Source organism: Tolypothrix campylonemoides VB511288_2 (assembly GCF_045999855.1).
Classification (GTDB): domain Bacteria; phylum Cyanobacteriota; class Cyanobacteriia; order Cyanobacteriales; family Nostocaceae; genus Scytonema; species Scytonema bouteillei_A.
The window spans coordinates 435,710-457,223 of record NZ_JBFPMW010000002.1 but is presented as its reverse complement, the minus strand read 5'-3'; the positions used below and the strand labels follow the sequence as shown (position 1 = coordinate 457,223).

General features: G+C 40.9%; 18 protein-coding genes. 5 read left to right on the top strand and 13 right to left on the bottom strand.

Features of this window, described 5'->3' with window-relative positions:
- Positions 1 to 114: 114 nt before the first annotated feature.
- Positions 115 to 480, top strand: coding sequence for a hypothetical protein (locus AB0756_RS06360; RefSeq protein WP_050046342.1), 366 nt, complete (start codon positions 115 to 117; stop codon positions 478 to 480).
- A gap of 200 nt (positions 481 to 680) precedes the next feature.
- Here AB0756_RS06360 and AB0756_RS06355 read toward each other — a convergent pair whose 3' ends face one another.
- The 3 genes from AB0756_RS06355 to AB0756_RS06345 all read right to left on the bottom strand — a co-directional run bounded on the left by AB0756_RS06355 (position 681) and on the right by AB0756_RS06345 (position 8,284).
- Entirely contained in the window at positions 681 to 1,304 is a 624-nt protein-coding gene (locus tag AB0756_RS06355; protein WP_063779549.1) for a TetR/AcrR family transcriptional regulator, read from the bottom strand.
- A gap of 512 nt (positions 1,305 to 1,816) precedes the next feature.
- Entirely contained in the window at positions 1,817 to 3,358 is a 1,542-nt protein-coding gene (gene zwf / locus AB0756_RS06350; protein WP_038088347.1) for a glucose-6-phosphate dehydrogenase, read from the bottom strand.
- A gap of 501 nt (positions 3,359 to 3,859) precedes the next feature.
- Positions 3,860 to 8,284, bottom strand: a complete 4,425-nt coding sequence (locus AB0756_RS06345; protein WP_050046340.1) for a DUF4347 domain-containing protein — start codon at positions 8,282 to 8,284, stop codon at positions 3,860 to 3,862.
- Between the two features lie 949 nt (positions 8,285 to 9,233).
- Here AB0756_RS06345 and crcB (AB0756_RS06340) point away from each other — a divergent pair.
- Together crcB (AB0756_RS06340) and crcB (AB0756_RS06335) are read left to right on the top strand one after the other, a co-directional pair.
- Complete coding sequence (crcB, locus tag AB0756_RS06340) at positions 9,234 to 9,635, top strand: fluoride efflux transporter CrcB (RefSeq protein ID WP_038088343.1); 402 nt, start codon at positions 9,234 to 9,236, stop codon at positions 9,633 to 9,635.
- Positions 9,636 to 9,701: 66 nt separating this feature from the next.
- On the top strand, positions 9,702 to 10,121 hold the full coding sequence (gene crcB / locus AB0756_RS06335; RefSeq protein ID WP_038088339.1) for a fluoride efflux transporter CrcB: 420 nt from the start codon (positions 9,702 to 9,704) through the stop codon (positions 10,119 to 10,121).
- A 43-nt stretch (positions 10,122 to 10,164) separates the two neighbouring features.
- Here crcB (AB0756_RS06335) and AB0756_RS06330 read toward each other — a convergent pair whose 3' ends face one another.
- Positions 10,165 to 10,617 carry an acyl-CoA thioesterase gene (locus AB0756_RS06330; protein ID WP_038088336.1) on the bottom strand — a complete coding sequence of 151 codons (453 nt, stop codon included), beginning with the start codon at positions 10,615 to 10,617 and terminating at the stop codon, positions 10,165 to 10,167.
- Positions 10,618 to 10,693: 76 nt separating this feature from the next.
- Here AB0756_RS06330 and AB0756_RS06325 point away from each other — a divergent pair, with 76 nt between their 5' ends.
- Positions 10,694 to 11,302: a TetR/AcrR family transcriptional regulator gene (locus AB0756_RS06325; protein ID WP_038088332.1), complete on the top strand. Its 609-nt coding sequence runs from the start codon at positions 10,694 to 10,696 to the stop codon at positions 11,300 to 11,302.
- A gap of 214 nt (positions 11,303 to 11,516) precedes the next feature.
- On the opposite strand, the gene AB0756_RS06320 is transcribed toward AB0756_RS06325, so the two are convergent.
- The 6 genes from AB0756_RS06320 to AB0756_RS06295 form a co-directional block, all read right to left on the bottom strand.
- A complete protein-coding gene (locus AB0756_RS06320) occupies positions 11,517 to 12,188 on the bottom strand; it encodes an HAD family hydrolase (protein WP_038088329.1) in 672 nt (223 codons plus the stop codon).
- Between the two features lie 274 nt (positions 12,189 to 12,462).
- Positions 12,463 to 13,212 (bottom strand): SDR family NAD(P)-dependent oxidoreductase, encoded by a 750-nt coding sequence (locus AB0756_RS06315; protein ID WP_038088326.1) that lies wholly within the window; start codon positions 13,210 to 13,212, stop codon positions 12,463 to 12,465.
- Positions 13,213 to 13,252: 40 nt separating this feature from the next.
- Positions 13,253 to 14,686, bottom strand: coding sequence for a DHA2 family efflux MFS transporter permease subunit (locus AB0756_RS06310; protein WP_038088323.1), 1,434 nt, complete (start codon positions 14,684 to 14,686; stop codon positions 13,253 to 13,255).
- 156 nt (positions 14,687 to 14,842) lie between these two features.
- Entirely contained in the window at positions 14,843 to 15,853 is a 1,011-nt protein-coding gene (locus AB0756_RS06305) for an LLM class flavin-dependent oxidoreductase (RefSeq protein ID WP_038088319.1), read from the bottom strand.
- Between the two features lie 94 nt (positions 15,854 to 15,947).
- Positions 15,948 to 17,003, bottom strand: coding sequence for an aliphatic sulfonate ABC transporter substrate-binding protein (locus AB0756_RS06300; RefSeq protein WP_050046338.1), 1,056 nt, complete (start codon positions 17,001 to 17,003; stop codon positions 15,948 to 15,950).
- Between the two features lie 43 nt (positions 17,004 to 17,046).
- On the bottom strand, positions 17,047 to 17,208 hold the full coding sequence (locus AB0756_RS06295) for a hypothetical protein (protein ID WP_153021523.1): 162 nt from the start codon (positions 17,206 to 17,208) through the stop codon (positions 17,047 to 17,049).
- Positions 17,209 to 17,751: 543 nt separating this feature from the next.
- On the opposite strand from AB0756_RS06295, the gene AB0756_RS06290 reads away from it, so the two are divergent.
- Entirely contained in the window at positions 17,752 to 18,189 is a 438-nt protein-coding gene (locus tag AB0756_RS06290; protein WP_038088316.1) for an RrF2 family transcriptional regulator, read from the top strand.
- An 831-nt stretch (positions 18,190 to 19,020) separates the two neighbouring features.
- On the opposite strand, the gene AB0756_RS06285 is transcribed toward AB0756_RS06290, so the two are convergent.
- From AB0756_RS06285 to AB0756_RS06275, 3 genes are all read right to left on the bottom strand, one after another.
- Positions 19,021 to 19,443: a GNAT family acetyltransferase gene (locus AB0756_RS06285; RefSeq protein ID WP_038088313.1), complete on the bottom strand. Its 423-nt coding sequence runs from the start codon at positions 19,441 to 19,443 to the stop codon at positions 19,021 to 19,023.
- 199 nt (positions 19,444 to 19,642) lie between these two features.
- Positions 19,643 to 19,951: a hypothetical protein gene (locus AB0756_RS06280; protein ID WP_137986465.1), complete on the bottom strand. Its 309-nt coding sequence runs from the start codon at positions 19,949 to 19,951 to the stop codon at positions 19,643 to 19,645.
- 59 nt (positions 19,952 to 20,010) lie between these two features.
- Positions 20,011 to 21,285 (bottom strand): MFS transporter, encoded by a 1,275-nt coding sequence (locus AB0756_RS06275; RefSeq protein ID WP_038088308.1) that lies wholly within the window; start codon positions 21,283 to 21,285, stop codon positions 20,011 to 20,013.
- Positions 21,286 to 21,514 lie beyond the last annotated feature (229 nt).

Sequence of the window (21,514 nt, the reverse complement as noted above, 5' to 3'; positions counted from 1 at the left end):
CTCAAGACAACACGATTTGTCTCGTTAGGTATTGACAAGACGATACGGTTCGTTTAAATTAAAGATAAGAAGTTTATACAAGATTCAACTGTCTTGAAATGGAGAATAGAAAATATGAAAGGTTTAATAGTTAGTAGTTTGTCCCTCCTGCTGTTAGCAGCAGCAGCACCTGCGACTCGGGCTGATGACACAGCGTACAATCCTGCGACTTCTGGAAAAGCTCCTTCTTACCTGAATGCAGCAACAACACCTTTCGATCTTGTTAACTTGGCATACCAAGGCTATTTTGAAAAAGAAGGCATTCCCAGCTATAACGATCTCATAGTTGGTTACCGTTCAAAGCAAGTGAGTGCAGAAGACATTATCAAAGGTGCAGTTAAAGCAAAAAGGCTACCATCACAAGTTTTGTCCGATCGAGGATATATCAACGCTGTTCGGACTCAACTAGATGCTTTTAGATTCAACGACGTTGCTGAATAAACGTTTTTGCTTAACAACTCAAAACAAGAAACGATTTTGCCTTGAAATGCAATGTCTGTACGATAGTTTATGTAGGGCGATTTTAACCTTTCTGTTAAAGTCGCCTACAACTTTTGATGGGGTTCTGCTGCAAATCTCCATTGCGATCGCGATACTGAGTTAAGAAATCTGATTATTTTATGCTTGTATGCTGACAGTGTCTAAGCCAATGTACCACATATCAAAAAATTCACTAATTCTCTAGCAAACGTATCATCTAAAGGTGCATGCTTTAACAGCAAACGATACCAAACAGGGCCATATATTGCATCAATTACCAATTCTAAATTCAAATCCGGGCGTAACTCACCTCTAACAATCCCTCGTTCTAAGATAACGTGAGTTGCGGCTCGACGGCATCGAATAAACTGCTCGCGAAATGCCTCAGCTAAGTTGGGATCTATTTGTGCTTCAGCGATCAATCCCGTAACAGCACTTCCTGCAGTGGTTGTTGTTAGTACGGTAAATAGTTGTCGCAAAATTTGATACAAATCTTCTTTTACTGACCCTGTATCGGGTGTCGGAATGTCTTGTGTTGCTTTTGCTGCATATGCCTCCATAATCACAGCTGCTTTGCAAGACCACCAACGGTAGATTGTTTGCTTCCCAACTCCCGCACGGGCTGCGATCGCCTCAATACAAATTTCCCCATAGCCTTTTTCTTCTAATAACTCAGCAGCTGCTTGGAGTATTGCTTTATGAGAACGTTCGTTCCGCCTGCGGGGTATAGACGCTTTGCATGGAGACGATGTTTGAGGGACAGTGTTCACAAGTAGTTGCGACATGGGCATAAATTCCATTCCTGATGTTTGTTATCTAAATACGACTTGTCTGGTAAAAAGTTGTCCAATCGGTACGGGTGATTGACAAGTTGGTTACGGTACTCATAATTAAGTGATGACAACAGGATATTCCCTTACTAAATCTCTTATATCTCATTGCTTTCGATCCTGGGGAGTACTGACCTTACCGCAGTGCGGTAATTTTAAACTCTTTATGCTATATACGGTTATTCTATCAATTTACCGTAATTTAAAATTAATACTCTCACAATAGGTTACAAAAAGCAAGACAGCTATTGGTTAACTTAAGGTAGTGAACCTAATTCTAAACTGGATTTAGTGAAATTCTTGTCCAATATAATTCTTAACAAAATAACCAGACGTTATAGTGCGGTAGCCTTTAACAGTACAAAAATACTGTAAAAAATTCAAGATATTCCGAATGCAAAAAGCGGATCTTCATACTCTACAGTACACAGATCCGCTGTTAGAGAGATTAGGAACTACCAACTTTATTAATCGATAGAACTATTAACCGCATCAGATGAGGGATAGTTGCGCCACTGTCGTCCATCTCGCGATAGCAACTCATTTGCCTCTTTTGGACCCCAAGTACCTGCGGCATAATTAGGAAAGTTCCGGGGAGGTAAAGCATTCCATACATCCAGGATAGGGGTTACTGCGCTCCAACCTAGTTCTACATTGTCTGCTCGTTGGAACAGCGTAGCATCACCAATCATGCAGTCATAGAGTAAAGTTTCATAACCAGTGCTAGGTGTTTTATTAAAGTAGTTGGCGTAGCAAAAGTCCATTCCAACAGTTCCCATTTGTACTGTAGGACCGGGAATCTTTGCTCCAAATTGGAGGTGTATTCCTTCATCAGGTTGGATACGGATGGTCAAAAAGTTGGGGGTTAAGCTATCTATAGATGTTTGACGAAACAGTAGTGAAGGAACTCGTTTAAACTGGATAGCAATTTCCGTTACCCGTTTTGGCAACCGTTTGCCTGTTCTTAGATAGAATGGAACGTCTGCCCAGCGCCAGTTATCGATGCTCAACTTAAGGGAGGCATAAGTTTCAGTTGCTGAATTGGGATCGACTCTTGGTTCAGAACGATAAGCAGGAACTTGCTGTCCTTTTACCGTTCCCGCGCCATATTGTCCCCGCACAGTTTGAGTTAACACCTGTTCGGGCGTCAAAGGTTGAATTGCTTTGAGAAGCTTAGATTTTTCATCTCGCACAGCATCTGCTTCAAATGAAACGGGTGGTTCCATGGCTATCATCGCCAGCAATTGAAACATATGGTTTTGCACCATATCTCGAACCGCACCCGTTCCTTCATAGAAACCACCTCGGCTTTCAACACCAACTGTTTCAGCTACTGTAATCTGCACGTGGTCAATGTAACGGTGATTCCATATCGGTTCAAACAATCCGTTACCAAACCGGAAAACCAATATATTCTGTACCGTTTCTTTTCCCAGGTAGTGGTCAATGCGGTAAATTTGACTTTCCCTCAACACATCACTGACATTTTTGTTTAGGGTACGGGCAGATTCCAGATCGTGTCCGAAAGGCTTTTCTATTATGATACGCCGCCAATGCCCTTCCTCCTCGAGAGTCAGCCCTACAGTACCGAGTTGCTTGATGATATCTAAGAAAAAGTTCGGTGCTGTTGCTAGGTAGTAGAGGTAATTGCTTTGAGTCCCACATTCAATGTCTACCTGAGCAAGTAAGCTTTGTAACTGAATATAAGTGTTGGTATCTTGAAAATCACCGCTCAAATAGTACAATCGTTGCTCAAACTGCTCCCAAAGCTGTGCGTCTACCGGGACTGTCGCAAATTCATAAATGTCTCGGCTCATTTTGGAACGGAAATCTTCGCTACTCATGGACGCACGAGCAACACCAACGATCGCAAAATTTTTAGGTAGTAACTTGGTTTGAGCCAAATTATAAAGGGCTGGCATTAACAGGCGTTTGGTTAAATCTCCAGCAGCACCAAAAATTACAATCGCACAGGAACCCGCAGGTTGAGGTTTTTCAGTAAGAGTCATATCGATCGCCTGAATTAGGAATTCTTTTCATCTATCAGTGCCCTGCCAGTCTATTCGTTACTCTTAATATCAACTCATTCTTGCTTCTATTTGCAATTGTAAAGAATCGATCTTTGGAAAGATACTCAATTCTTGCTAATTCTAGCAGGTTATTGTTGTTATCTTTCCAAAAAAATCTTTTAAAAGTTATTCGTTATATATCTTTTTGTTGCACATTAAATCGTAAATTTATCATCAAACTCACAAATATATTTTCTATCAATAGTATAAAGATCTAATTCTTAGAGTACTTAATTTTCATTGTGTATTCTATTACAAGATAAGTGGCAAGCGAAAACTTTGGCGATTTTATTAAAAAATCTGTAGCTTTTCATTTGCTCCAAATTGTCTTTCAATAAACCATACCGTTTGTAAGAGCGCGACGCCTTCCTTACAAACGGTATGATTCATTTAGGCAACAACTGCTGTATGTGACAAACCACTAGTTGGCAATTTCAAACATCAAGCAATACTCAAATTAACTCTGACAATCAGGTCATTGTAATCGCGATCGCCGTTATTAGCTAAATCCTCAAAGCCAAAGGTGTTATCGCCTAACAAGCGAATATGATCGACTTTATCAGTGTTAGCTCCTAAGAAGGGGAAATATACGGCAGGGTCATTGCTTGAGTTAGCATCTAAAACTGCCTCCAGGTTACCATTCACAATCATGAACGGTGCAAAGAGAGAACCAGGGCTAAGATTGCCTGTGAATGTAGCAGTCTGTTGATTGCTTGTTGTTAGGTCAATTCCTGCAACACGTCCTCTCACTGCAGCTTGAGTATAACCGACATCGCCAGGACGGAAATCTATAGTCCCATTGCCATCTGTATCAATACCACCATTCACATCAGCTATTCGGTAAAATCCAATCACGTTGTCAAAACGTGCTTCTCTGTTGACAACAAAGTCTGCCTTAACCTGAGTAGATACATTACGCAAATCAATGATTTCTCCAAAAGAATTTCCTTGAATCCCAGTACCTAAAGGTAACGCCTGATTTGTTGCCTTGATTTTTACTTCCAGATCTTGAAAGTTAGATGCTCCGCTATTCGAGCCACTGTTCCAAGACAGTCTAAACTCGCCATTGCCAGAATCCACAACTTTTTGGTTTGAAGAATTAGCAAAAAGTACCTCACTGAGAGGGGTTAAACCAGCTTGCACGGCATCAACACTACTATTCTTAACAAAGAAGAATTGCAAGCGCGACCCTGAATTGAATTCTAGTAATCTTCTCAAATCAGTGCTAAATCCATTAGGAACTTTAGCGATCGTAGAGAAAACAGTGCTAGCTCTTGAAAGCGCAGCTTGGGCATAATTATCTCCGCCAGGAGCAATGCCATTAATTCTTCCTTGGTCATCATCAACAAGAAAAACACCTATTTCATTGACCGTCTGAGAATTGCGTCCGGCGAGAGCAACTTCCAGTTTTGGTCGATCGCCATTAGAAGGGCCTTCTAGCTGGAAAATATTGTTAGATAATAGTCTCAGGGCAAAAGCATTGTTGCTAGTGTTGTTGCCAGTGTTGTTGCCAGTGTTGTTGCCAGTGTTGTTGCCAGTGTTGTTGCCAGTGTTGTTGTTAGTGTTATTGCTATTATTAATGGTAATAGCCGCTGTGTCAGTTGCACTGCTAAAGCTTGTAATACCTCCGTTGGCAGTTGTATCTGCAACGTTACCATTTGCACCGCTTGTTTGATCCCAAGCACGGAAGGTTAAAACATTATTAATGCTGCCAGTGACATTGGCTTTGGGCTGGAAGTAAATGCGGGTGTTGGGATTAGCTGCTAATAGACGAGCGTTAGTGTTAGATACAGACCCCAAAGGTACCCAGTTACTACCATTATCAATACTGTAAAAGACGCTGCCATCAGCAGTATTTGCATCTGTAATGGCAATACCTGTGAGTGCATTTTGATCGGAATCGGTAACATTATTACCAAGACTAACTAACGAGGAAACGAGAGTACCAATTGCCCCTGTAGGTGCGCCTGCATTTTGATTAACTGAGCTGAGCGTAATATTAATGTCACTCAGGATAGGAGCATTGTTGATAGTATTAACGGTAATTGTTGCAGTATCAGTCGCAGTACTAAAAGCTGTATTACTGCCGTTGACAGTGGTGTTTGCAGTACCGCCGTTGATGCCAGTGCTTTGATCCCAAGCACGGAAGGTTAAAACACTGTCAATGGTACCAGTGAAATTGGCATTGGGCTGGAAGTAAATGCGCGTGTTAGGATCGGCTGCTATCAACCGAGCATTTGTGTCAGAAACGACACCTAAAGGTATCCAATTACTACCATTATCAATGGTATAAAAAAAGTTACCGTTAGTAGAATTAGCACCCACGATCGCAATACCTGTTACGCTGCTGTCTGAATCAGTGACATTACCATTAATACCAAGCCTAACTAACGAGGAAACAAGAGTTCCAACAGCCCCTACAGGTGTACCTGCATTTTGACTAACGGTAGTGAGAGTAACGTTTGTGTCTAACAGGACAGGAGCATCATTAACACCATTAACAGTGATTGAGACAGTATCAGTTGTACTGCTGAATGCAGTTGCACCACCAGTAACACTAGCGATCGCAGTGTTGCCGTTAGTTCCACTCGTTTGATCCCAAGCACGGATAGTGAGTGCATCGTTGATGGTACCGTTAAAGTTAGCGTTAGGCTGGAAGTAAAGGCGTGTACTTCCATCAGCAGCGAGCAAGCGAGCATCAGTGTTGGAGACAGCTCCTAAAGGGAGCCAGCTATCACCATTATTCGTGCTGTAGAACCAATTTCCATTAGTTGTGTTAGCACCTGTGATGGCAACACCCGTTATAGCATTGAGATCTGGATCGGTAACATTAGTACCGATAACAACTAAAGAAGAAACAAGAGTGCCAACAGCCCCTGTAGGTGAACCTAGATTTTCATTAATACTTAAGGAAATATTGGTATCGCTCAGAATAGGAGCATTATTACCAGCATTCACGGTAATTGTGGCAGAGTTAGTAGTACTACTGAAGGCACTAGTCGTGATATCCACGAGAGGGGCTGTTGTATCTGCACTACCACCATTAGTACCAACGGTCTGGTCCCAAGCACGGAAGGTTAAGACATTATCAATAGTGCCGTTAAAGCCTGCATTTGGCAGAAAGTAGAGGCGGGTACTAGCATTAGCAGCCAATAAACGAGCGTTAGTTTCGGATACCAATCCCAAAGGTATCCAGTTACTACCGTTATCAGAAGTGTAGAACCAAATGCCGTTGGTATTATCAGCATTCGTAACGGCAATCCCTGTAAATGCATTAACGTCAGGATCGATAACGTTATCACCAAGGCGGGCTAAGGAGGAAACAAGAGTCCCAACTGCTCCTACAGGTACACCTATATTATTGTTAATGGCAAGAAAAGTAACTTGGGCTTCACTGAGGGTAGGAGCATCATTAACAGGATTAACGGTAATGACAGCATTAGCAGACGTACTGCTAAAGGAAGTTGCACCACCACTAATAGTCGTGTTTCCAACAGTACCATTAATGCTTTCATTATTCAGAGTACCTGTTTGATCCCATGCACGGAAGGTCAAAGCAGGGCTAACAGAACCGTTAAAATTAAGACTGGGTTGGAAGTAAATACGCGTACCGCTATCGGCAGCTAATAAGCGAGCTTCGGTGTTAGATACAGCCCCTAAATTTGCCCAGCTATTGCCATCATCAATGCTATAAAACCAAGTGCCGTTGGTTGTATTGGTACCTGTAACAGCAATACCTGTCACTGCATTAAGGTCTGGATCGGTGACATTGGTACCAAGGCTAACTAGGTTAGAAACGAGTGTACCAACTTGCCCTGTCGGTTCACCTGGATCTTCGTTAACAGCAAGTAGAGTGACGTTTGTGTTAGTGAGAGTAGGCGCATTGTTAACAGCATTAACAGTAATAGCAGCAACATCAGTCTCACTACTAAAAGCAGTCGCACCACCGTTAACAGTGGTATTAGCTATATTGCCGTTAGTCCCACTACCAGCAGTTTGATCCCAAGCACGAAAGGTAAATAAATCATTGACGGTGCCACTAGAGTTGGCATTAGGCTGGTAGTAAATGCGAGTGAGGGCATCTGACGCTAATAAACGGGCATTGTCGTCAGACACCAGTCCCAAGGGTGTCCAAGTAACGCCATTATTAATGGTGTAAAACAAATTGCCGTTAGTCGTATTAGCATTCGTAATGGCAATCCCTGTAGTACCGCTATCTGGGTCAGTGACATTACCACCAAGACTAACTATAGAAAAGATTGGCGTACCAACTGAACCGACTGGCTGCCCTGCATTGTTATTGATTGAAGCCAGAGTGATATCAGTATCATTGAGGGTAGGAGCAACGAGTACAGATGGATAAGCTGTCATTACCTCGCTAGGGAATGCCAGTAATTGATTGGAAATACTACCTATACTGACTTCTAAGTTCCAATCACCTCCCAAAACCGCGTTACCAGTTAGATTAGCGGAGGCTGCTACATTTGCTCCAGTTAGGTGATGTAGCTTAGTGATGAATTCTGCTCCAGCATCCCCAGCTGCTACATGACAGCCATAAAGATAAAGGGTGGGAGATTGAGAACAACAGAGATAAGAATCTGAAAAAAACCAATTCTTGAGTTTATTGGTGTAAAGTTTCAGAGTACTGAGACTAAGTTCGCTGTTACCCAGATAGAGTGTTCCTGAAGAGCCATGAGAAACAATATGAACATTTTCTACCTCTCTATGTTGAGAAAGTACGTGGGTAATTTGTGCTACTCCATCTTGAGCCGGGTCAAGAACAATGGCTTTGATTCCTGCTAGAACACTTCTCAGTAAAACTTCGTAGTGATTTACAGATGGATCGACAAAAAGAATGCTAGTCATCTTCATCTCTGCTTTATACAAACGTATTACGTTTACATCCAAAAGTTGTTAGAAATACGGGTAACACTACAACAGAACTCGCCTTTGCCGTCACAACAGACTTAACGTAAAAATTTGTACACCTCAATAACATAAGTACAAGGATATATCTGCCCTAATTAAGGTTATTTAACATCAACTTGGAACTGAACTTGAAGTTATGAATATGGTGTCAGTGTAATCATCTGTTGTTTCCAGCAATTCAGTACTTCTAGTTAGAGAAACATGAAAAATTGGTATAACCAGGATGTAAATACCGATCTTTATAGAAAAAACATATTACAACTTTGATATCGGTCAAAATAAAGACTGGGGACCGCAGGAACTGAGGATAGAGAAATCAATCCCCAATGTCTTTTTTATCGGGAAAGGCAGAGGGCAGGAGGCAGCTGGCTATGACACGAGAATTCTGATTCCTACCCTTCCCCGTGACCGTACAGCCCTTACAGGCATAGCCTGCGGCAATGCGGAGCGTGCGCTTTGCGCTTGGCGTCTTGGCTCTTGAGATACGGCACTTCAGTTTAAGACCCCGACTGAACTCAGTTCAGTGGCTACCGTTTAGGAGGGGTTACCAATTCACTTCTAAACGAACATAAGTGCCTTCTGTCTTCGTATTTCTTTACGTAAATCCACTTACTTTGTGCTCTAAAGTCTTCATTTTTAGAAATGGAATGATGCCTTATAATAAAGAATACACAACATTAACCTGTATAAGTCATTAAGTAAGTTTTATGGTTAGAAGGGAGTAATACTGAAAGTTCTCACCCGATATACTTAAAAGTTATAAAAATGACGCCAGGAAAGCATTAGACTTTGCAGAAGTCTCCTATTACACTAAATTTATATAAGTTTTTACTCTGAAAAATTAAATTTTCTCTTGCTGAATGTAATTAGCTAAGGAGTATGTGAATTGCTGCAAAATGTTACTGTATTCGGTATGCTTGCGATCGCTATCGGTGCCATTCCTGGTGCTTTGAGCCGCTATTATCTCACTGAATTTTGTAAAAGAACCATAGGTACTAACTTTCCTTACGGTACTTTTATCATCAACTTCACAGGTTGTTTGCTTATGGGCTTTTTCTTCACTTTATTTCAGGGAATTAAAGGATTTCCATCTGAGATAGATTTGCTGGTAAGAACTGGTTTTTGTGGTGCCTATACAACCTTCTCTACTTACGGATACGATACATTGACATTATGGCGCAATGGCAAGCAGGGAGCCACCATTCTTTACTGGGCAGGCAGTGCAATTTTAGCAGTAATTGCTATTGTATTGGGGCGTTATTTCGCAAATGTAATTTTGGGACAATAGCTATTCACTCAAACCAAAACACCAGTCGCTTTCCAATCAATTAACTTGCCAAGGAAATTGTTGATAATGCAAAATACTTTTATCCGTACTGTAATAGCGATCGCTTTAGGTGCTATTCCTGGTGCGTTAGGACGATACTTTATAACTGAATATACCAAAGCATTGATTGGGAAAGATTTTTCCTACTATGGCACGTTTTTTATTAATGTAACGGGCTGTTTTCTGATTGCTTTGTTTTACACTTTAAACGAAGAAAAGTTAAAAAACCTTTCACCTGAAATTCGGTTAATGTTCGCAACTGGATTTTGTGGTGCCTATACCACTTTTTCGACTTACGGGCTAGAGACGTTTACTGAAATAGATAAAGGCAATACAACAGTAGCTGTACTCTATTTGTTAGCTAGTATGATAGTTGGTATGCTTGGCATACAATTAGGTGTAACTTTAGGTAGGGTTAACTCTAAATCCAACGTTACCGATCGATAGGTACCCCCGCCTAAATCAAACAAGAGCCAAACGATCGCCACTGTCAAGACACACTAATTAACGAATGGCTGGATTCAGTCTCTATTGTTGAATGCGTATAAGGTATGAACAAAGAGCGCTCCTCTGGAGACAAGCGTCTTGGACGCATTGTGTCTCTGTCTACAAATAATCCTTTTTGCCAACCCTCTGCAGCTAGCGTTTCCTGTTCTTTATAAAAGCGGAATTGCATAATAGCAGATGCATTTTTTAATTCAGAAATCCACATCTCCACCCGCACGCGATCGCCCAAATAAAACGGGGATTTATAGGTGATGTTAGTTTGAACTAGCACCGGAACAAACCCTTGCTGGGAGATTGCTTGTAGTGGCATTCCCACGGCTTCAAGCAGTTTTATCCTCCCAATTTCCATCCACTGAATATAGATGTTGTTGTTTACGTGTCCTATGAAATCAATGTGGAAGGGATACACTTCTAACTCAAACAAAATCTTTTTCATCTTGAATCTTTTAAGTCACTGCTTAGTGACAAGGTAACATAGTCACCATCTGGTGACAAGTAGATGAGAACGATTCATGGCTCGCGATAAAGAAGAAACAAAGGCAAGAATTTTAGCAGCAGTTGGTAAACTCCTGGCAGAATCAGGCTTTAAGCAATTGGGGGTGAATGCGATCGCCCGTGAAGCAGGGGTTGATAAAGTCTTGATTTATCGATATTTTGAGAACCTCCCTTCCCTGTTGCAAACTTTTGGTAGGGAGGGTAACTACTGGATTACAGTTGAAGAATTAGTTGGGAATGAAACGGATATCGATACTGAGTTCCTAGCGGATTGGATGGTTTTATTTTTAACCCATTTTTTAGATGACTTGCAAACACGACCCATTACGCAAGAAATTATGCGCTGGGAGTTACTCGAAGGTAATGAGTTAACCCACGAGTTAGCAACAGTACGAGATCGGGTAGCCACTGAGAGTTTGGAATTTCTCAAACAAAAATGTTCTTTCCCCCCAGATAAAGATATTCCTGCGATTGCTGCAGTATTGATTGCTGGAATCGTTTATCTTGTTTTGCGAACCAAAGTCAGCAACACATTCTTGGGAATTGACTTTAGTTCCCCAACGGGATGGGAACGGATCGAGAATGCGATCGCGTCTTTAGTTCGGCAAACTGTTGACAGTGATTAGCGGTCTGTCCCATTAAAATTGGGAGCATCCTAAATTTACCAATTGCCCTCAGAATAGAATTCTGGAGCTATACAAACGAAGCCTGCCTGCGCAGGCTTTAAATGAGTCCTTGCCTTGCGGACTTCGTTTGTGTAGGCGTGATTTCAACCGCAAAGCGTATTTTTTCCAAATTGGGATGCTCCCTAAAGATGACCCTATGTATGAACATTAAAATTTAGTATTTTTCTTCCATTTCAAACAAGCTTTGTAATACTTGAAAGTTTAAATTTGAATAAGCCGTCACAATTAAATCAGCGCTTGATAAATTTTGCTTGTTATGCTCTAAACCTGAAAATGCCACACATTTCATCCCAGCTTTTTTAGCAGCTTTTACACCATTTTCAGAATCTTCAATAACAATACAACGACTTGGATCGACGTTGAGTTTTTCAGCTGTTAATAAAAAAATATCGGGTTCCGGTTTGCCTCGCTCAACATCTTCACCAGAAATTTTTACACGAAATTTGGTTTCCATTCTGAATCGTTCTACAATTGTATCAATACGTAATCTAGAAGCTGAAGATGCGATCGCTAACGGAACTTCAAATTTTAAAAGTTCCTCAATCAAAGCTTCAACTCCTTCAATAAGAGCAAGAGTTGGATTATTTTTCAGTTCTTCTGAAAAAGCGTACTTTTCTTGGAAGACATACTCCTCTACTGGCTGAGTTAAGTTAAATTCCCGGACAAGATAAGCCCAGAATGCCTGACTAGTACAACCTCTAAACTGTTCTAAGATACTTTGTGTTAAATCAAAACCAAGAGAACGACAAGACTTTATCAAAAAAACATCCATCAGTGGCTCGGTATCCAACAAGGTACCATCCATATCAAAAATCACAGCATCCATGCTTCTAAAATTCTATTTTTTTCCAGTTATATATAGCAATCCTAAATCATTTGTAAAAAATTTGGATTGCTAATAGCTAATAGCTAATGGCTAATAGCTTTTTGACCATTAGCTATTAGCCATTAGCCATTAGCAGTCTTATTCTTATATTTCATTTAGAACTGCTATATTTGACTTCTTGCATAAGCCAAAAATTATCTAATGCTCAAAAGTGCGGTTTCGGGATGGAATTAAAAACTTGTGCAAGAAGTTCACTCGTGACGGCTAGTTCGCTTTACCATCCTTGATCGGTGGGTCGAATGAGAATTTCGTTAACGCTAACTCGTTGCGGTTGAGTCACAGCATACACGATCGCTGCAGCAATATCTTCACTTTCTAAAGGAGTAATCGATCTCCGTCGTTCTTCGCTGCGCTGTTTGGCAATGGGATCGGTAATCAAATCGTTAATTTCCGTGTTTACCATACCGGGTTCAACAATGGTTACGCGGATATTGTCTTTGTGAACTTCTTGGCGCAAAGCTTCTGAAAAGGCATTTACACCCCATTTACTCACATTATATGCCCCAACTCCTGCTCGTACCGTCCGACCAGCCACGGAGGAGATATTGACAATGTGACCCGTACCTTGTGCTTTAAATATGGGTAGAGCAGCATGAGTCACGTACATTAATCCTAAGACATTAATATCAAACATCCGCCGCCAGTCTGCGGTATTTGCGCCATTAATCTCCCCTACCAGTGCAATACCTGCATTGTTGACTAAAATATCTATTCGACCAAGTTCTGCATTTGTTTTATCTACTATATCTTTTGCCTGTGTTTCATCCGCCACATCAGCAACGATCGATAAAGCTTGACCGCCATTACTTTCAATCCGTTCTGCTACCGCTTTTAACCGTTCGCTACGCCTTGCTGCGATCGCAACTTGTGCGCCTTCATTTGCTAAAGCAATAGCAGTGGCTTCACCAATTCCTGCTGAGGCTCCAGTGACAATTGCTACTTTTCCTGCTAATTTACCAGTCATAATTCAACTCCTTTTAGGTGAAGTAAAAATGCGCTACTAGCTAACGTAAAGACTTTCCATAGCGTGTCTCTACGGCTGTCATGACTGCTGCGCCACACAGTAGGAATGCAGCTAAGCGATAACTTCCTTGAAATCCCGCAACGACAGCCTCAGGTGGAGCAACAGATACGTCAATACCGGGAGCAGAATTTGCAGTTAAGGTTGCAAACACCGCTCCCACAATAGAAATACCTACATTGACTCCTAAGGTACGTGACAAAGACAACAAACCAGAGGCAATCCCCAATCTTTCACGTGGAACTGAACCCATAACGGTGCTGTCATTAGGCGATCGAAATAAACCCAGCCCCGTTCCATAGAGAAAATAACGCATTATATAATCTCTTTCGGTCATGTCAGTATTTAAGGTGCTAATTGCAAGAGTTGCACCAATCATGATGCTCAGACCAACTAAGCACATCAACCGAGAACCAAAGCGATCTGATAGCATCCCCGCTAGGGGTGCAATTAAGCCACTCACGATAGGTGATACTGCCATCAACAGCCCTACTTTAAAAGTGGGATACTGCTTTACTTGTTGCAGAAAGAAGGGGGTGATGAGCAAACCACCAGTAATAACAATAAATACCAACCAATTATTTAGCAAATTGACACTTAAGCGAGTATTGCGAAACAAGTGGAGTTCGAGCAGAGGTTCATCGAGAAGTGTTTCAACAACCAAAAAACTGATGAAACCGACTCCCGCGAGGAACAACAACCACAGTGTACCACCTGCCGTAAACCCCTGGCTTTGTCCCAGGGTCATACCTAGGGCAAAATTAGTTAAGGTTACCAAAGCTAACAAAGCACCAAACGGATCGAAACGTTGTTTTTTCTCGGACAGTTCAGACGGCGGTACAACGAAAGCGACGAGGACACAAGCTATTAACCCCAAAGGTACATTGATCAAGAAGAGGATGTGCCATTCAGCCAGACCCAAGAGCAGCCCTCCTACAGAAGGACCGAGAGCGACGCCCAGCGATACAACACTACCGATAATACCAACAGCACGTCCCCGTTCTGATGAAGGGAAAACTTCTGTTACGATCGCCAGACCAAGCCCGGAAATAAACAACGAACCCAGCCCTTGAAGTGCTCGAAACCCAATGAGCCATTCAATTCCCGGAGCCATCCCACATAACAGCGAACTCAGGGTAAAGAGGATTAGCCCTCCCAAGTAGAGATACTTCTTACCCCATATATCACCCAAACGAGTTGCACCCAAAACCAAACTAGAGCTGATTAACTGGTAACTCAATACAGCCCATTGAGCTTTGGGAAAAGTTGTGTCAAAGAATTGAACCAAGGTCGGCAAAGCCACGTTAATAATACCTACATCCAGAGTAGACATTAACACCCCGATACTGACACCAAGCATTACCCACCATTTCTGAGAGGCTGCTGTAGGTTGAGATTTCAATTGTGACTCTGCCAATTTTCAGCCCCCACAATACCTAAATTTACGCTTGTGAATAGTTTATATACGTAATATTATGCAAACTATATTGCTCTCACATGCAAAAGAGGAAAGGGTAACGAGAAGGATCGGGAAGATAAATCATTAATTATTTTTCCCCCAATCCTCGTGTTCTCATACCGAAATAACCTCTAGTTTCTTTGCCAGCTGCACTTTGGGAGCAACTTCTTGAGCAAATAGCCTCATTGACCTTCGGACATCTTCGTTAAGTAATCCCGGTACATGCATTTTAACCCCCAAGTAGTCAATCTTGGTTTGTGAAATGTAACGTTCGAGCTGTTCTGCAACCGTTGTGGGAGAACCAACAATGTATTCGATTCGCCCCAGCAAATCCGGTAAATCTTTGGGAGGTTCATAAGGAATGCGTCCCTGACGTTGTGCATTAAGATATTGAGGGAGTTTTTCCCTGACACTGAAAAACATTCGAGCTGCTTCATCAACGGTTTTCCGTGCTTCAGCGTCCGTTTCGCCAACATACACCAGTCGAAATCCGCGCACAAATCCTTTACCACCCGCTTCTCGATAAAGATCGGTGTAAGTATTTTGAGCCGTTGCATCTTCTCCCTGTCCAATCAGCAGATTGAGACCGAGTTGAGCACCGAGAACAATTGTGTTGCGATCGCGAACTCCCAACCAAAATAATTGATGCATTCCTTGACGGGGTTGAGGCGTAATCTGGGGACCTTGACGGTTCAAAGAAAGATAATCAAGTAATTCAAGAAGTATATTGCGGAATTGTTGATGCTTTTCAGCCTGAGTTAATCCCATATGTTCCATATCGGCGGGGCTACCGTGTCCCAGCCCAAACATCACTCTTCCCTCTGTTAACAAATCCAATAAAGAAACAGCTTCTGCAAAACGCAGAGGATTATCTAAAGTGAGAATTTTGATAGCAGTTCCCAGTTTAATTCGTGTTGTTTCCGCAGCTAATTTTGCAATTAACACCTCTGGAACCGGTAGCCGACCGTAAAAAGCTTTAGCCCTTACAAAATGGTGTTCTCCAAAAGAACAGGATTCAAAACCGAGAGTATCAGCTAGTTGTACATCTTCAACCGTTTGGGCAAAAAATTCTTTGTCGTCAATTTCAGGAGATGCCCACATTTGGTGAAATAGACCAATTTCCATAAAATAATTCTCTGTTAATCTTTCAGCTTTTTGCGATGGATTGTATGGTAGGCTAGGCTCGCTAACATTATGGATGTTGGAGCTTTAGTCTTACCTACGAATTACGATTTGCGAATTCTTTAGGTAACCATTGAGGATTTCTTGCAACTACATTTTTTACCTGAATCTGCTTTGAAATAAGACCCAAACTGAAAAATGTATCCGCAACTCCTTGTTGTTCGGCAATAATTTTTTCATCAACAGGTAAAACACCAAAAGTTTGCCGTCGCAACATCACTTCTAGAGACTCAACTTCAATTCCTAGTTGCGAAGACAAGAATTGTGCCACTTGACTGGGGTTTTTATTTGCCCAATCGCTTATTACTTGCAATTCCTCCAGAATCGCCTTAATTAAATCGGGACGTTCTCGAGCAAATTCTGGTGAAGCGATCGTAAAACCCCTATTAGATGTCAGTCCTTCACCATCTGTTAAAACACGTATTTTTGATGAGCGTTGCAATCTAGCATAAAAGGGGTCCCAAATGGCAAGTGCATCAACACTTCTCGACTCAAACGCCGCGAGTCCTTCTGCTGCTGTTGTAATAGAAACAGAATTAATATCCTGAATACTCAACCCCTTAGATTGTAAGGCTTTTACTAGTAAATAATGAAGATTCCAACCCCGACCATAACCAACTTTTTTGCCTTTGAGGTCTGCTAAACTTTTAATTGAAGAATCTTCACGGACAACATATGCTAAGCTTTTAGGTCGTGCTGGAGTTGCTGAAATATAGACAAATGGTACGTTGGAAGATTGACCAAAGACCAATGAAGCATCCACTCCTTGAGCGTAATCGAGAGTTTTAGCGTTCATTGCTTCTAGGAGAACTGGTATGGTTGGAAATTCAATCCAACTAATAGAAGTTCCCACAGACTCAAAACGCTTTTCCAATTTCTTTTGGGACTTTAGAATGTGTAAAGGAGAACCTTTCAACCAACCGATTCGTATTTTTTGTAAATTTTTGCTTTCGGCTTTTAACTGAATTTTTTGAGGTTGATTTTGTGTTTGACAGCTGGAAAATAGTGTGGAAAAAGCAAACGATCCAGATGTAATGAGAAAAAAGCGACGGTTAAATCCTAATGAATTAAAGCTGTTATATCTTTTCTTCATGGTCCAATTGACACATATTCAACAGGTGATACTGATTTTTGGACTAAATTAGGTTTTTCCAGTTTAAAAAGCCCGCTTTCCAAAAGCTTTCTAGTTCTGTACAAGGTAGCTTGCGATCTCGGTCTACAGAACCTCGGACTAATTCCCATACCATTTGCTTTGCAATTTCAATTGCTTCTCGATCGCTAGTAATTAAGTGCGCCATAATGACCCCTGTTTGCCAAAAAAAGTATGAGGGATAAAGTCTGAAGGATAAAATGCTTGAAGATCTCGTACAAACCCATACCAACAAATACTAAATCCGCTTTTAACTTGTCTTCTAAAAGCGGGATAGAGAAAGATGAACAATTCTTAACTAAATAGTCTTAGACTATTTAGTTAAGAATTGCCCTGCTGTCGCTAAACTGACACCTTACTAAGTACGGTAAATCTGTAGATATATTGTACTTTAATGGATAGGTAGGAATTTATCACAATCAAAGTTGAAAAGCAAGCAGGTAGTTCTTTAGGTAAAAGCTATGGAGGAAAACGTAGCGTTACTACAGAAGGTATTTCTTTAATTAACAGGTGGCTAAAATCTCTACATGGCTTAAGCTTAAGGCAACCGATACAGTTACAGGCAATTTGTACCCGCCTCCGGCTAAAGAACTAATAAATTTTATTTGTCGAAATAATAGAAATAAATATTTGCTCTTATCAGTAGAGTTGATTAAAGTAAAATTGACCAGCCATTCTCAGGCTATGTACGATGAAACTCTCTAACAAATCTGAATACGCAATCTTAGCTATGGTCGCATTAGCTAAGAAATACCATAATAATGAATCTTTGCATATTCGAGAAATAGCAGCGTTACAAAAGATACCAAATCGTTATCTAGAGCAACTGCTAGCAACCTTAAGATCTGGAGGTTTGATTAAAAGCACGCGGGGAGCCAAGGGAGGTTATGTTTTGGCACGAGATCCAAACAAGATTACAGTTTTAGATATTTTGAAGTGCATTGAAGGAGTAGACGCGGCTTTGCCTACTGTGGATTCTACCTGCGAGACAGCAGAAGCAGAAGCCATTCAAGAAGTTTGGCTCGAAGCGAATCAAGCAGCGCACGAAGTCTTGCAAAAGTACACCCTACAAGAACTTTGCGATCGGCACGCCACCAGACAGCAAATGGAAAATATGTACTACATCTAAAAATAGATTTATATCGCGAGCTGCTCGAAAAACACTATAAATTTCTAAAGGTATTTATACAAACATCGTATAATTTTAGAAGAATTTACTCGCCTCCAACGCTCGAAAAAATTCAAAATAAATCGTTATTGTAGCAAGATTTTTTTGAAAAATTCTCTGAAATTATTATTGATTATACCACTAGCCTTTCTTTTTATTAGATGTGTTGATTTATATTCTCCCGGTGAGGAATTACAGCATGAAAAAGTAGCAGAAAAGTCTATTCTATTTATGATTAAAACTCAAGAAGCCTACTTCTTAAAACACAATTTTTTTTAAAAAATTACTGATAAATCTGCAAAATCTCAATCCAATTTTTTATTTTCTAGAACTGAAAAATGTTATGGGTATTATACGAAGAGTACTACTGAAATTCCTTTGAAAATATCTACTTATGGTATTTACAGCTACGCAAGGCAGGAAGCATGTGGTGGTAATTGGGGTATAACACTTAGCTCCTATGTTGGCGCTGTCTTTGTTGTTCCTACGGCTATGAATAAACAAATGAAAATGCTGAGTATTATCTGTAAAGGTCCCGCTCCAGGATATGCACCTCTAAATTATCGACCTGATTATATAAATGGCATAATAGATTGCCCCCCCGACACCACGAAAGTGTATTTCAAAGGTGCAACTAATTCTGCAAATTAATAGTAATCTAGCAATAGCTGGAGTTTAGACTAGTTGGAGAACTGGATAACTCCATATCAAAAATGGATAAAATTCTGGCAGATGAGCTGCAACTGCACTGATAACTTCATCTTCTCTCTCAATCAAATATTCATAAAAAATTTAGAGTCGCTTGCCCATACTCACCACATCATCTATTTTGAAACCAAGCCGCTTATAAAACTCAATAACGCCTGTATTAGAAGTACGTATTGATAAGTTGATTTTAGGACAATTTAACTCTAAAAGTTTTGAAGTTGCTTGTTCTACCATATACCGACCAATACCTTGTCGTTGATACTTTGGTGCTACAGCTAAGTAGTTGAGCCAACCACGATGACCCTCATATCCCGCCATAACGGTAGCAACAATTTGAGAACCAATCAAACCAACAAGGAACAACTCTGGCTGTACTTGTAACTTGAGCCAAATGTCCCGTTTCGGGTCATTCCAGGGAACTACTAAACAACACTCATGCCACAACTCGATAACTTGTTCCTCATCCTGCTCCTGATATGGTCTGACAATGAATTCGCTGTTTTTCATTTTTATCCTTGAGCAGCAAGTGTATTCAGAAAAGCTTTAGTGTCTATTTTTACACTCATTCTTCTAAACTAAGCAAGCGATCGCAGAATTTCTGTATCAGTCGGAGTCTTATACAAGAGCAGCATTACATTATAGCAGTTCGTGTAGGAGTTACAAACACTTCTTCCTTGTCTCCCTTATTCGGACTCAAATAAGATTGCTATAGATGGGAATTAACATTATTGATATGGTTATAGGTATCGTTTTGCAGAATCTTAGCTTGGTTAACAAGTTCAAAATTGCTAATCGTATTTCCATTAAATACCACCGAGTCCAACCGGATATCTCGTGTAGGGTCGTTTAACAAATTACTTGTAGGGTCATTAATTGGACTAGCGGTGACATTAGTTTTAAACGAAAACGGAATGAATGATGCTGCCATAACAGGTATTGTTGCTACCCAGGAAGCTATTGAAACAAAAGCCGTTGTCGTTGCGATCGAGATTGTCCTTGCAAAGATAGTTTTCATGCGTGTGATACCTTGTCTGTGAGGGATTTTATCAAGTCAACTTTTTTTGCTGCAAGACGTTAGTTGATATACTTTTTGTCAAGAGCATAGCTATCTGGTGCCAAACCCGCAGCAAATCGCAGAGAATGGTGTAAAGACTCTCCATTGAGGGTTGTGAAGATTGTGAGAGCGAGCAAAGAAAAACCAAGGGTCAGTAAAAAAATACCTTGATACCCTAAGTGTCGGGCAAACGCACCAAAGACAGGTCCAGCAATGGCAAGCCCTACATCAAAACCACCTACACATAGAGAAAACACCCGTCCTCTTTCTTGAGGATGCGAACGGTCAGAAATGAGAGCTAGCATCAAGGGAATTAATGTTCCACCACCAGCACCTTCAAAAAAACCTGCTAGTAAAAAGGTGAGAGTATTTTGTGCTTGAGAAAGTAACACTGTTCCTAAAATGTAACAAACTAAACTGACTGTAATAAATAATCCCCGACCGTAGCGATCGGAACCATAGCCTGTGAACCAGCGCAGTCCGAAACTGGATACAGCTGTGGCTGCATAAAACCATCCAACACTTAAGTTGAATTCAGTTTCTTTAAGGTATAAAGGGATAAATGTTGTGACTGCTCCATGAATTAAACCTATTAGTAGCAATACAAAAGTGGGAATTCGGATACGAGGACTATCTAGTAATTTCCAAAACTGATTTTTTGGGTTATCAATTGAAATATGAGGAGATGTAAAATCTGTATTTTGTTTCTCTTTTTGATAAAGAATTGAAGGTTCTTTGATTCGGCTAGCAAATAGAAAACCCAGTAACCCCAGTCCAACGGAAAAGAGAAATAAGGGAGTATAACCTACTTGTTCTTGAAGAAAACTACCAATAACAGGTCCAATACTCATACCAATTGGATTGCTCAAACTCATATAACCAATGACCTGACCTCGTTGATGCACGGGTGACCAATCCACAATGAGAGTATTATTCCCAGGAGCATAACAAGCAAGACTAATTCCATGGAATGCTCTGATTGGGAGCAATAGCAGAATTGAGTTAATAAAATAGCCTAGAGGTGATAGGGCTGCGATCGCTAAACCCATCAGCACAACTATCTTGCGACTGCGTCGGTCTGCTAAATTTCCCAACCACGGACGGCTCAAAATTAGCCCGAGAGCAAACGTTCCCATTACAAAACCGACTTGTTGTGGTGTACCTCCTATATCCCTAATGTAAAGAGGCAAAGTAGCTATTAAAGAACTGTGACTAGCCCAAAATAAGATACCTACTATAAAGAGTAATAAAAGGTTTTGACGTTGCTGTGAGTTGAGAGTACTAAAAACTGTCATTTATCACTTGGCATTGGTAAAGGTTTTAGTGGTATTGGCATATGGTTCCGCTAATTTTCGGTGACTTGCTGATTAGAAGATACCCGAACAGTTTTTGGTGATGGCTCAAAGTTTCACAGATCCCCCTAAATCCCCCTTAAAAAGGGGGACTTTAAGATTTTATTCCCCCCAATTCATCGGCTACGGTAATGTACAGATCTCTAGAAAAGAGATGAAACATCGTGAAAAG